Origin of the sequence: Actinomadura sp. NPDC049753 (assembly GCF_040674655.1) — a bacterium.
In the GTDB taxonomy this organism is placed as follows: domain Bacteria; phylum Actinomycetota; class Actinomycetes; order Streptosporangiales; family Streptosporangiaceae; genus Spirillospora; species Spirillospora verrucosospora.
The window spans coordinates 14,527-26,333 of sequence record NZ_JBFARL010000010.1 but is presented as its reverse complement, the minus strand read 5'-3'; the positions used below and the strand labels follow the sequence as shown (position 1 = coordinate 26,333).

The 11,807-nt window shown below is 74.3% G+C and carries 13 protein-coding genes; 10 read left to right on the top strand and 3 right to left on the bottom strand.

Going from position 1 to position 11,807, the window contains the following annotated elements:
* Positions 1-70: 70 nt before the first annotated feature.
* Complete coding sequence (locus AB0K37_RS04705; protein WP_363974794.1) at positions 71-379, bottom strand: hypothetical protein; 309 nt, start codon at positions 377-379, stop codon at positions 71-73.
* A gap of 587 nt (positions 380-966) precedes the next feature.
* On the opposite strand from AB0K37_RS04705, the gene AB0K37_RS04700 reads away from it, so the two are divergent.
* Positions 967-1,833 carry a helix-turn-helix transcriptional regulator gene (locus AB0K37_RS04700; RefSeq protein ID WP_363974932.1) on the top strand — a complete coding sequence of 289 codons (867 nt, stop codon included), beginning with the start codon at positions 967-969 and terminating at the stop codon, positions 1,831-1,833.
* 10 nt (positions 1,834-1,843) lie between these two features.
* On the opposite strand, the gene paaI is transcribed toward AB0K37_RS04700, so the two are convergent.
* On the bottom strand, positions 1,844-2,242 hold the full coding sequence (gene paaI, locus AB0K37_RS04695) for a hydroxyphenylacetyl-CoA thioesterase PaaI (protein WP_363974930.1): 399 nt from the start codon (positions 2,240-2,242) through the stop codon (positions 1,844-1,846).
* A 133-nt stretch (positions 2,243-2,375) separates the two neighbouring features.
* On the opposite strand from paaI, the gene AB0K37_RS04690 reads away from it, so the two are divergent.
* The 9 genes from AB0K37_RS04690 to AB0K37_RS04650 all read left to right on the top strand — a co-directional run bounded on the left by AB0K37_RS04690 (position 2,376) and on the right by AB0K37_RS04650 (position 10,961).
* Complete coding sequence (locus tag AB0K37_RS04690; protein ID WP_363974791.1) at positions 2,376-2,777, top strand: nitroreductase family deazaflavin-dependent oxidoreductase; 402 nt, start codon at positions 2,376-2,378, stop codon at positions 2,775-2,777.
* A 105-nt stretch (positions 2,778-2,882) separates the two neighbouring features.
* On the top strand, positions 2,883-4,034 hold the full coding sequence (locus AB0K37_RS04685) for a phosphotransferase (RefSeq protein WP_363974788.1): 1,152 nt from the start codon (positions 2,883-2,885) through the stop codon (positions 4,032-4,034).
* A gap of 140 nt (positions 4,035-4,174) precedes the next feature.
* Positions 4,175-5,041: an NAD(P)-dependent oxidoreductase gene (locus tag AB0K37_RS04680; RefSeq protein ID WP_363974785.1), complete on the top strand. Its 867-nt coding sequence runs from the start codon at positions 4,175-4,177 to the stop codon at positions 5,039-5,041.
* Between the two features lie 78 nt (positions 5,042-5,119).
* Complete coding sequence (locus AB0K37_RS04675) at positions 5,120-5,509, top strand: VOC family protein (RefSeq protein WP_363974782.1); 390 nt, start codon at positions 5,120-5,122, stop codon at positions 5,507-5,509.
* A 13-nt stretch (positions 5,510-5,522) separates the two neighbouring features.
* Positions 5,523-6,125 carry a class I SAM-dependent methyltransferase gene (locus tag AB0K37_RS04670; RefSeq protein ID WP_363974779.1) on the top strand — a complete coding sequence of 201 codons (603 nt, stop codon included), beginning with the start codon at positions 5,523-5,525 and terminating at the stop codon, positions 6,123-6,125.
* Between the two features lie 67 nt (positions 6,126-6,192).
* Positions 6,193-7,032 (top strand): hypothetical protein, encoded by an 840-nt coding sequence (locus AB0K37_RS04665; protein WP_363974776.1) that lies wholly within the window; start codon positions 6,193-6,195, stop codon positions 7,030-7,032.
* Entirely contained in the window at positions 7,029-8,123 is a 1,095-nt protein-coding gene (locus AB0K37_RS04660) for a hypothetical protein (RefSeq protein WP_363974773.1), read from the top strand. The genes AB0K37_RS04665 and AB0K37_RS04660 overlap by 4 nt, the downstream gene beginning before the upstream one ends.
* 7 nt (positions 8,124-8,130) lie before the next feature.
* Positions 8,131-9,603: a hypothetical protein gene (locus AB0K37_RS04655; RefSeq protein ID WP_363974770.1), complete on the top strand. Its 1,473-nt coding sequence runs from the start codon at positions 8,131-8,133 to the stop codon at positions 9,601-9,603.
* Positions 9,600-10,961, top strand: a complete 1,362-nt coding sequence (locus AB0K37_RS04650) for an AAA family ATPase (protein WP_363974767.1) — start codon at positions 9,600-9,602, stop codon at positions 10,959-10,961. Before AB0K37_RS04655 ends, AB0K37_RS04650 begins: the two co-directional genes overlap by 4 nt.
* On the opposite strand, the gene AB0K37_RS04645 is transcribed toward AB0K37_RS04650, so the two are convergent.
* A complete protein-coding gene (locus AB0K37_RS04645) occupies positions 10,958-11,779 on the bottom strand; it encodes an ATP-binding cassette domain-containing protein (RefSeq protein ID WP_363974765.1) in 822 nt (273 codons plus the stop codon). The genes AB0K37_RS04650 and AB0K37_RS04645 overlap by 4 nt on opposite strands.
* Between the last annotated feature and the right edge of the window lie 28 nt (positions 11,780-11,807).

Below are 11,807 nucleotides of genomic sequence, written 5' to 3'. Positions count from 1 at the left end.
GAAGCCATCGACGGCGGCGTCCCCGTACGGGGCGCCGCCGCTCGTTCCAGGGCTCGCGTGGAGGAAGGCCTCAGCCGGTCCGCAGGGAACTCGCCCGGATCGCCAGGCGCTCGCGGAGCATGTCGACGGCCTCGTCGATGCGCGGCGCGGCGGCCTGCGCGCGCACGCGCCGACCGTCGAGCTCGACGACGGCCTGGGCCAGGGCGGGGCGCGGCAGCGACCGGTCGGCCACCACGCTCAGCGTGACCTGGACGGACGTGACGCCGCCGACGCCGATCAGCGCTTCCCGGACGGCGCGCTCGGCCGCCCCGCGCTCGTGGGCCGAGACGTCGCCCGAGGTCAGGAACCGGATCTCCGGTCGTTCACGGGTCACATTCATGGGTCCTCCCAGTTGCGTGGGATGTGCTCGCCTGTCCGAACGGCGGCCCGCGGCGGCCGCTCTGAAGTGTGAACGCCGCGGGCGCCCAGAATCGCGCCCGCGCGAGACGAGAGCTTCATCACTCGTCCGGGCCGGCTCCGCGGCACGCACTCCGGGGAATGTTCGCCAAATAAGTGGTCAGGGGACATTCACGGGGACAACGACAGGCCGCGAAATGGGCTGTCAGGATTGGCCGCCCTCTTTGCGGGAGAGCCATCCGCAATTCGTGCACCATCCGGTGGCCCCGGCGCCGGGAAAATGACCTCGGGGACGGACTCCGATGCAACGGCCTTGCAACGTTCCGCAGCCGCACCGCCACCGACAGCACTGGTCACGGGGACTCCGTGGCGACTTCGCGCACGTCAGCCGCCGTTCGGGCGCACCCGGGCCTCGAGGCGGTATTCCTGCTTCCCAAAAACGTCCGCGCATCCTCTAACATAGTGCGGTGCCGTTCCGCCCGCGAGCAGACCCGTCGACTGGCTGGTGACCCCTTGCCCCAGGATTCAGCTGCCCCAACACCTCCGGCCGAAGGTGATCCGGCCGGACGGCTGATCGATTATCCGCGTCGCGGCGGGCCCACTGTCCTGCGCATTCTCCTCGGCGCGCAGTTGCGGCGGCTGCGCGAGTCGCGCGGCATCTCCACCGAGCAGGCGGGCTACGAGATCCGCGGTTCGCACTCCAAGATCAGCCGAATGGAACTGGGCAGGGTCGGCTTCAAGGAGCGCGACGTCGCCGATCTGCTCACCCTGTACGGGGTCTCCGACCCCGCGGAGCGCGCGCCGCTGCTGGCGCTCGCCAAGGAGGCCAACACCCCCGGCTGGTGGCACCGGTACGGCGACATCCTCCCGAGCTGGTTCGAGGTGTACCTGGGGCTGGAGGAGGCCGCCTCCCTGCTGCGCACCTACGAGTTGCAGTTCGTCCCCGGGCTCCTGCAGACCGAGGACTACTCGCGCGCCGTCATCAGGCTCGGGTACTCCGACGCCAGTGACGAGGAGGTCGAGCGCCGCGTCCAGATCCGCACCACCCGGCAGGAGCGGTTCACCTCCCCGGAGGCGCCGACGCTGTGGGCCGTGCTGGACGAGGCGGTCGTGCGCCGTCCGCTCGGCGGCCGCGACGTGATGCGCGACCAGATCCGGCATCTGATCGAGGTGTCGGAACTGCCCAACGTCACGCTCCAGATCGTGCCGTTCGGCGCGGGAGGGCACGCCGCCGCGGGAGGCCCGTTCACGATCCTGCGCTTCGCCGAGCCCGGCCTGTCCGACGTCGTCTACCTGGAGCAGCTCACCAGCGCGCTCTACCTCGACAAGCCGACCGACGTCGACACCTACATGCGCGCGATGAACAACCTGTGCATCACCGCCGAGCGCCCCGACGAGACGTCGCGCTACCTCACCCGGGTCCTGAACGAGCTGTGACCCGCGCGCCTCAGGGCGCGCCGCCGTCCAGGACGCGCTGGTCCCGGCTCCGGCTTCCGCCGCGGAACTCCGCGATGACCTCCCCGCCGGGGACGCGCCGCACCGTGACGTCGTAGACGCCGCTCCGCCCGTAGCGGGTGCGTTCGACCGCCGTCGCCTCCAGGACGTCGCCGCCGCGCGCGCTCGCGACGAACACGACGTCGGCGGACGCCGCGACCGTCACGGAGTCATAGGTGTTGCACGCGTAGGCGAAGGCGGAGTCGGCGAGCAGGAACAGGTAGCCGCCGTGGGCGATCCCGTGCCCGTTCACCATGGTCTCGGCCACCGTCATCCGCAGCCGCGCCCGCCCCGGCGCGATCTCGGCGATCCGCATGCCGAGGTCCTGCGCCACCTTGTCCTGCGCGTACATCGTCTCGGCGCACCGCCGCGCCACCTCAGCCGCATCATCCACCACGCCAGGGTAGTGATCCCGGGAAGGGCGGCCCCGCCTCGCGGGTTACAGGAGGGCGCCCTCATGGCCAGGGCAACGTGAGGAGAGAACCATGCTGTACGGCAAGGAACACGTCGAGCGGTACCAGGCGACCGACGGCGCGGAGGGGCACGACTGGAACGGCACCGTCACCCTCCTGCTCACCACTACCGGACGCCGCAGCGGCAAGGAGCGCACGACGCCGCTCATCTACCAGACGGAAGGCGACGCCTACCTCGTCGTGGCGTCCAAGGGCGGGGCGGACGAGCCGCCGCTCTGGTACCGCAACCTCCAGGACACCCCCGAGGTGAAGGTGCAGGTGAAGGGCGACAAGTTCACCGCGCGGGCCCGCACGGCGACACCCGAGGAGAAGCCCAAGCTCTGGCGCAAGATGACCGCCACGTGGCCGGACTACGACGAGTACCAGAAGAAGACGGACCGCGACATCCCCGTCGTCGTCCTCGAACGCGTCTGAGACGCGGGACGGCGCGGTTCACTTTCGCGCCGCGGCCGGGACGTGTAGCGTCGGCGTAGAACACTCATTCGACCGCCGTCCGTCCGAAGCAGCCGAGGTGCCGAGGTGCCGACGTCCCAGAGTGCCGACGCCCGAGACAGGGCCGACGTCCGAGACAGGGCCGACGCCGAACACCGGGCAGACGACGGCGGGCAGGCGGCGGACGACGGCGGAACCGGCGCGGAACCGCTTCCACCGCGGCTGCTGAAGCGCTGGGAGATCGGCGCGCCGGGAACGGCGACCCCGCTGGCCGCCGGGCCGGGCGGCCGGAGCTGGCGCGTCGACACGGCGGGCGGGGCGTTCTTCCTCAGGGAGCACACCGGCGCCGACCGGCGCCGCGTGCTGTTCCAGCACGGCGTCACGGCCGCGCTCGACGCGGCCGGTCTTCCGGTGCACGCGCCCGTGCCGGCGCGGGGCGGCCGCACGCTGGTCACCGCCGCCGGCCGCGGATACGTCCTGTACCCGTGGGTCGGCGGCCGCGGCCGCGGCGGCCTTGAGCTGACGTTCACCCAGTGCGAGGCCCTCGGCGAGCTGCTCGGACGCCTGCACGCCGCGCTCGACGAGCTCACGCCGCCCGTCCAGCAGAGCATGCTCGTGCCGGCTCCGCGGGCCGCCGACGCGGCCGCCGCCGTCGAGGCGATGCTGCGCGACGTCCCGGACGGCGGGGACGGCACCGACTTCGACGCGCTGACCGCGCGCCGCCTGCGGGAACGCCGTGCTCTGCTCACCGAGTTCGCCGGGCACCAGCCGCCCGACATCGAGGTGAGCACGGTCGGGCACCTGCACGGCTCGTTCCATGCCGGGCACCTCCGCTACGGCGGGTCGGGCAACGTCACCGCCGTGCTCGGCTGGGACGGCCTCACCACGGGCCCGGTCGCGGGGGAGGTCGTGCGCTCGGCGGCACGGCTGTTCGCCTGCGAGGACGAGCGCGGCCTCGATCTCGACCGCGTCCAGGCGTTCGTGCGCGGGCACCGCTCCGCCTTCCCGCTGGACGCCGGCCAGATCCAGTCGGCCGTGCACCGCGAATGGTGGGAGCGGCTCTGCGACGTCGCCCCGCTGCGGCACCGCTACCTCGGCGAGGACGGCGCGGGCGAGCGCGCTCCCGCCACGCTCGTGGGCTGGTGGTCGGCGCATCTCGACCGCACCCTCGACGCCTTCGCCGTGCCGTACACCGCCGTGTACGCCGACGCGCCCGGCGACAGCCCCGCCTACGGCTGACCGCCGCCCCACCGGCCGGACGGTGCGGCGGCGCATCCCGGCCTCCCGGCGGGGAAGGACCCTGCGGATGCGGATCGGACCGCGATGTGCGAGCCTCGTCCCGCACGATTATGTATCGAACAGTCCATAAGGAGGGGCAGATGACTCAGGTCGCAGTGCTCGGCACCGGGATCATGGGCGCCGCGATGGCCCGCAACCTGCTGCGGAACGGCCACGGGGTCGCCGCCTGGAACCGCACGGCCGCCCGCGCGGAGCCGCTCGCCGCCGACGGCGCCGCCGTCGCGGCCTCCCCCGCCGAGGCCGTGCGGGACGCCGACGTCGTCATCACCATGCTGAACGACGCAGAGACCGCCCTGGCGGTGATGGACGACGCCGCCCCCGCGCTGAGCGCCGGGCAGGTCTGGGCCCAGATGGGCACGGTCGGCGTCGCGGACGTGCCCCGGCTGGCCCGGTTCGCCGCCGCCCACGGGCTGGCGTTCGTCGACTCGCCCGTCCAGGGCACCAAGCAGCCCGCGGAACAGGGGAAGCTCATCATCCTCGCGGCCGGGCCGCTGGACGCGCGCAAGGCATTGGAACCGGTCTTCGGCGCGGTCGGCGGCAAGACGGTGTGGCTGGACGAGAACGGCGCGAGCGGCGCGGGAACCCGGCTCAAGCTGGCCGCCGTGAGCTACGCCATCTCGCTGACGTCGGTCGTCGCCGAGTCGGTGGCGCTGGCGAAGGGCCTCGGGCTCGACCCGTCCCTGCTCGGCGAGGTCCTCACCGGCGGCCCGCTCGACAGCCCCTACCTCCAGGTCAAGATGAAGGCGATGCTCGACGGCGACTTCGAGCCGAGCTTCGCGGTCCGCAACGCCGAGAAGAACACCCGGCTCATCCACGACTCGGCCGCGGCCGCGGGCGTCCGCGTCGACGTCAACGACGCGGCGGGCGAGCGCTTCCGGCGCGCCATCGAGCAGGGGCACGGCGACGAGGACATGGCCGCCACCTACCGCGCGAGCTTCAACGGCTGAGCCGGGCCGCGCCGGGCCGACTCACGCGGGCGGGCGCGCCGTCCGCGCGCCGGGCGGCGCCGGGGTCAGGATGGTGCCATGGACGTACTGAGCAGCCGCATCCTGCTTCGCCCCGCCGATCCGGCGCGGACCCAGCGCTTCTACCGCGACGTGCTGGGGCTCGCCGTGCACCGGGAGTTCGGCCCGGCCGACTCCCCCGGCGTGGTGTTCTTCCTCGGTCCGGGCCTGCTGGAGGTGTCGGGGCACGGCGGCGGCCGGACCGGGTCGTCGCCGATGCTCTGGCTCCAGGTCCGCGACGTCCGGGACGAGCACGAACGGCTCGCGGCCGCCGGCGCCCGCGTCACGCGGGAGCCGCGCGAGGAGCCGTGGGGACTCGTCGAGATGTGGATCGAGGACCCCGACGGCGTCAAGATCGTTATTGTGGAGGTGCCGGAGGGGCACCCCCTCCGCCGCGACCCGCGCTCCTGACCCGGCGGTGACGATGACCGGCGACTACTGGAACCACAACACGCACTACCACGGCGTCGTGCTGCGCAACGTGCCGCGCGGTTGCGGCGAGGCGCTGGACGTCGGGTGCGGGGACGGCCTGCTCGCGCGCCGCCTCGCGCCACGCGCGGCGCACGTCACCGGGCTCGACCGGTCGCCGGACATGGTCGCCGAGGCGGTGCGGTCCAGCGAGGGCGTCGGCAACGTCGACTTCGTCGAGGCGGGCCTCCTCGAATACGACCTGCCGGAGGACTTCTACGACTTCGTCTGCAGCGTCGCCGCCATCCACCACATGGACTTCGTCAAGGGTCTGACGGCGATGCGCGGCGCCGTCAGGCCCGGCGGCGCGCTGGTGGTCATCGGGCTGGCGAACAACAAGGGGCCGCGCGACCGGGCGTACGCGGCGGCAGGCCTCCCGGCGCACTACTTCCACCGGTTCCGCAACCGCCGGTGCGCCGGAGACCCCGACGCGCCGGTCATGGACCCCGACATGACGTGGGGCGAGGTGCGGGACGAGGCGCTGCGGCTGCTGCCCGGCGCCGTGTTCCGCAAGCACCTGCTGTGGCGCTACTCCCTCGTGTGGCGCAGGCCGCGCTGACCCCGTCCGTACCCCACAAAACTGGAAAACACTGGAAGTGTCGGGAAGTACCTGTACTGTCTGCCGCATGTCCCGGTCCCCCGGCGTCCCGACCCCCGACGAGCTGGAGACGCGCATCACCGAGCTGCGCGCCGCCGTGCGCCGGGCCATGGCCGCCGGCGACCGGGCGCGGGCCCGCGAGCTGCGCGCCGAACTGCGCCGGGCCGAGGCCGCGTGGGACGACGCCGTCCTCGGCGAGAGCACCGGGTCCGGCGCCCGCCGCGACGCGCAGGACGGCCCGCGCGGCCTGCTGCCCGTCCGGGAGCAGGTCCACCAGGCCCTCACCCTGCTCGGGGCGCCCGCCGCCCCGAAGCTGATCGGGTCGGTGTACGCGGCGTTCTTCCCCGGCCAGATCCCCGGGAGCAGCCTGACGAGCCTGCGCCGCGACGAGGAGCGCTCCTTCCGCACCGCGCCGTACGCGCGCCCGTACTATCTGTGCGCCGCGCTGACCGCCGACCTGCTCGCGCCCGCGCGCGGGCTGCTCACCGTGAGCACGTGGCCGCTGGAGCAGCGCGTGGTCGGGCCGCTCAGCCCGCGCACCGACTTCCTCACCTGCGCGCTGCGCCTGGCCGAGCACGCCGGGCGCGGGACGCCGTCGCCGGACGTGCAGCGGCTGCTGTGGCGTTTCGCGTCCAACATTCCCGGTGCGGCCACCGGTACGGTCGGTACAGTCGATCCGGCCGTGCTCGCCGAGGCCGCCCGGGCCGAGCTGGACGTGCACCGCGCCTCGGACCGGCGGCGGCGCGAGTCGGCCGCGGCACGCGCCCGGGAACGGCTCGACGACGCCGAACGGCTGTTCGGCACCCGGCTGCGGGCCCTGCGGGATCCCGGCCGGCGCCCCGCCATCAACGGAGAGACGGACCGATGACCGACACCGCGCCGGACCTGGACCGGCTGCGCGGCGACGCGCCCCCGCGCAACCACGACGCCCGCACGATCGCCGCGCTCACGTCCAATCCGGGCTGCGCCCGCCGCGGGGTGATGGACGCGGCGGGCGTCGACAAGGACGCGGTGGCGCGGGCCCTGGGCTTCCCCGCGCCGTTCGGCCAGTCGCAGTTCGCGATCACGCGCGGGAACGCGTTCGAGGCGCAGGTGAAGGCGGACGGCTGCGCGGAGCTGCTGACGCTGCTGCGCGAGCGGCTCGGCCTCGCCGTCCCCGAGGTCGCCTACGACGACCTGGAGGTAGTCGCGGGCAACGAGGGCCGGGAGCTGCGGCACTCGCGCACCCGGCGGCTGGTCGCCCGCGCGCTGGAGACCGGCGAGGGGACGCTGTTCGACCATCCGCTGCTGCGGCTGGAGATCGCCGGGCGGCCCGCCTACCTGGAGCCGGACGTGATCGCGTTCCAGCTCGAAGGCCGGATGCACGTCATCGAGATCAAGTCGTTCGCGGTCGTGGACGGGCAGGCCGAGCCGGAGCAGGTCGCGGCGGCGGCCCGCCAGTCGGCGGTGTACGTGCTGGCGCTGCGGCGCCTGGCGGCCGAGCTCGGGCACGACCCGGCGCGCGTGTCGCACGAGGTGTTCCTCGTCTGCCCGGAGAACTTCTCGAACAGGCCCACCGCGACGCCGCTGGACGTGCGTCCCCAGCTCGCCGTCCTGGAACGGCAGCTCGCGCGGCTCACCCGCGTCGACGACATCCTCGCCGAGCTGCCGGACGACCTGACGTTCGCACCCGGGGACGCGCTCGCGGAGTCCGTGCGGGCCGTCGAGGCCCGGTACGCGCCCGAGTGCATGGCGGGCTGCGAGATGGCGCTGTTCTGCCGGGACGAGGCGCGGGCGTGCGACTCGACGGGCGCGCTCGGCCGGTCCGTCCGCGACGACCTCGGCGGCATCGACACGATCGGCGCCGCGCTCGCGCTGGCGGACGGGTCGCTGCGTCCCTCCGACGACCTGGCCGAGACGGCCGAGCAGCTGCGCGCCGCGGCCCGGCTGCGCGACGAGGCGCTGCACGGGGCCGCGTGATCCGCCCATGAGTGCGCTGTCCTCGCTCGCGCGGTTGCAGGCGGCGGCCGCCGGGATCGCGCAGCCGCTCGCGACCGTGCGGCACTGGCATGTCTCCGGCGCCCCGCTCGTGCTCGTCCCGTTGAAGCTCGCCGGGGAGGCGGCGGCGCCCCTGGCCGTGATGCTCGGTAGCGCGCCCGACGACGCGACCCTGCTCGTAGTGCCGCAGCCGCGCAACCGCGACCTGCGTTTCGCCTTCGCGGCGAGCCTCGCCAAACTCGTCCTGAACCACATCGAGACGAGCCGGGGTCCTGTCGAGGAGCTGCCGCCCGGCAAGGACGGCGAGGAGCGGATCCGGTACGGCGACGCGCCGCAGCTGCTCGTGCCGAACCGGGGCGGCGTCGCGTTCCTGCGGATGGTGGGCCGGTCGACGCGGTTCCGCAGCACCGAGGGCCCGTACGCGGTCGACCCCGCGGTGCCGGTGCTCGGCCGGTGGCTGACGTGGTTCGCCGACCGCCACGACCATCCGGGGTCGTCGCTGCTGGGGGCGGTGACCGAGCTGCTGCGGCTGCACTGGGCGACGGGGCAGAGCTCGCTGGAGGACGGCAACCTCGCCGCGCTGATGGGCTGGATCGACCCGCCGGACGGTCTCGACGGGCCGGCCGCGGCGGCCCGCGCCGAGGACCCCGTCGTCTGCCCGCCCGCGGGCCCGACGACCGACCCAACGTTCGACAACGAGGTCCTCGCCCCCGCGATCGCCGGCTACGACCGGTCGGGCGGAGCCCCCGCCGCCGAGGAGCGGCTGCGCGCCGCGGTCGCGAGCCAGATCACCCCGACCTGGGACCTGATGTGGCGGGCCGTCGAGCTGCTGCGGGCCCTGCCGGAGGGAGCGAGCGTCCCACGCCGCTGGGAGCGCGACCGGGACGCCTTCACCTATTACCACCAGACGTTCGGCGAGGCGTATCCTCAGGCGCGCCGCGACCCGCCCGTCCGGGCGGCGCGGCGGCTGCACGACCTCGAACGCGCGCAGGACGCCTACGACGCGCAGCGGGCGTTCGACGACCCCCTGGTGATGGCCGAGCACCGGCTGGCCGGCCAGGCGTTCGGCGGAACGGTCACCGAGTGCGACCCCACCCGGCTGGACGAGACGGGCAAGCGGCCGAAGCTGCGCCCGCTGCTGCGGGTCGGCACGCGCGACCCGGTGCGGCTCGACGTCGGCACGACCGTGTGCAGCGCCGCCAGACCGGCGCTCAAGGGGAGGATCGTGGAGTTGGACGACGGCGGCGTGCTGCTGGAGCTGACCGGCGGGATGGGCCGCAAGCTCACCCCGGAGGCGGGCGCCGTCCCCGAGGTCGGCGACCGGGTGTGCTTCACCTCGCTGACGGAGGGCTCGTTCGGCGTGGCGAGGTTCCCCGACCGGGAGGACACCCCGTGGACGCACGGCGGGCCGCCCGTCGAGTACGTGCCGACCGACGAGGACGCCGAAGAGGAATGGTCGTGACCGGACACGCGGGCCGTCATCTGGCGCCGGTGGCGGCGCGCGACCCGGAGCCGCCCCTGGATCCCGGCGAAGCCGCGGCGCGGGTCGTCGACGGCGTCCTGGCCGACCTCGGCGGCGGGCACCGCGGCGTGGTGGTCGACTCCCCTCCGGGCGCGGGCAAGTCGACGCTGGTGGTCCGCGCGGCCGCGCACCTGGCCGAGGCCGGCGAGCGGCTGATGATCGTGGCGCAGACCAACGAGCAGGTCGACGACCTCATCGACCGGATCGCCGCGAAGCACCCCGGCATCACGCTGGGGCGGCTGTCGGCGTCGGGCTACGTTCCGTCCGAGCGGGTCATGGCTCACCCGTCGGTGCGGGTGGCGCAGAAGGCCGACGACCTCGCCGAGCGCACCGTCGTCATCGCGACCGGGGCGAAGTGGGCCACGCTCTCGGACGGGTCGTGGCCGTGGGCGATCGTGGACGAGGCGTACCAGATGCGCTCGGACCTGCTGCTGCGCATCGCCGGGCGGTTCGAGCGGGCGCTGTTCGTCGGCGACCCCGGCCAGCTCGACCCGTTCTCCACCGTCGAGGTCGAACGCTGGGCGGGCCTGACCTGGGACCCGATGCGCAGCGCCGTGTCGGTCCTGCTCGCGCACAACCCGGAGCTTCCCGTCCACCGGCTGCCGGTGTCCTGGCGGCTGCCCGCGTCGGCGGCGCCGGTGGTGTCGGAGGCGTTCTACCCGTTCACCGGGTTCCGCGCGGGGACCGGCCCGGACGACCGGAGCCTGGAGTTCGCCGCGCGCGGCATGGGCACCACCTACGACCACGCGCTGGAAGAGGCGGCGGCCACCGGGTGGGCCCTCTACGAACTGCCCGCCCGGCACACCCTGCGCACCGACTCCGAAGCCGTGCGCGCGACGGCGGCGCTCGCCGTCCGGCTGCTGCAGCGCGGCCCCGTCGCGCATTCCGAGCTGGGCTCCGAACCGGTGGACGCGACGCGCGTCGCGATCGGCGCGGCCCACCGCGACCAGGTCACCGCGATCCGTGCCGCGCTCGGCCCGCACGGCGAGGGCATCACCGTCGACACCGCCAACCGGCTCCAGGGCCGCGAGTACGACGTGACGGTCGTGCTGCACCCGCTGTCGGGGCGGCGCGACGCGACCGCGTTCCATCTGGAGTCGGGACGGCTGTGCGTGCTGGCGTCGCGGCACCGCCACGCGTGCGTCGTGGTGGCGCGCGCGGGCATCCCCGAGCTGCTGGACGCGCATCCGTCCGCCGAGCCGGTGCACCTCGGCGTGCCGGTCAAGTTCCCCGACGGGTGGGAGGCGAACCAGGCGGTCCTGGCCCATCTGGCCAAGCACCGCGTCGCCGGCGGCTAGCCGGGGCCCGGGGAGTGCGGGACGGCCGGTCGGACCCGTCCGGCGGTCGCGGCCCAGCGCCCGTTGTTCCGGCTGATGGTGATCGGATGGTCGAAGCACGCGCTGACCAGCTCGGTCGTGAGGACCTCGCCGGAGGGTCCGGAGGCGAGCACCCGGCCCTCGCGCAGCAGGAGCGCGTGGCTGGTGCTGACCGGCAGCTCCTCCAGGTGGTGCGTGACGAGCACGGTGGTCAGGTCGGGGCGCTCGGCGCGCAGCTGGTCGAGGGCGGCGAGCAGCCGCTCCCGGGCGGCGACGTCCAGGCCCGTGGCGGGCTCGTCGAGCAGGAGCAGCGGCGGGTCGGGCATCAGCGCCCGCGCGATCAGCGCGCGCCCCCGCTCTCCCTGCGACAGGTTCGGCCAGCGCGCGTCCGTGCGGTGCGTCAGGCCCATCAGCGCGATCAGCTCGTCCGCGCGGCGCAGCTCCCCCTCGGCCGGCGTCCAGCGCGGGACGAGCTCGATGGTGCCCGTCACGCCGGTCAGGACGATCTCGCGCACGGTCCGCGCCGACTCCAGGGGGTGGCGCGGGTTGACCTGCCCGATCAGCCTGCGCAGCTCCTGGACGTCCACGCGTCCGAGCCGGCGCCCGAGGATCTCCGCCGTGCCGCGCGTCGGGTGGGTGTAGGCGCCGAGGACGCCGAGCAGCGTGCTCTTGCCGGCCCCGTTCGGGCCGATCAGCGCCCAGTGCTCGCCGCGCAGCACCGTCAGCGTGACGCGGTCGAGCAGCGTCCGCCGCTCGCGCACCAGATCGATCTTGTCGGCGTTCAGCACGACGTCGGGCACGGGACCTCCCGTTCGAGAGCGCGGTATG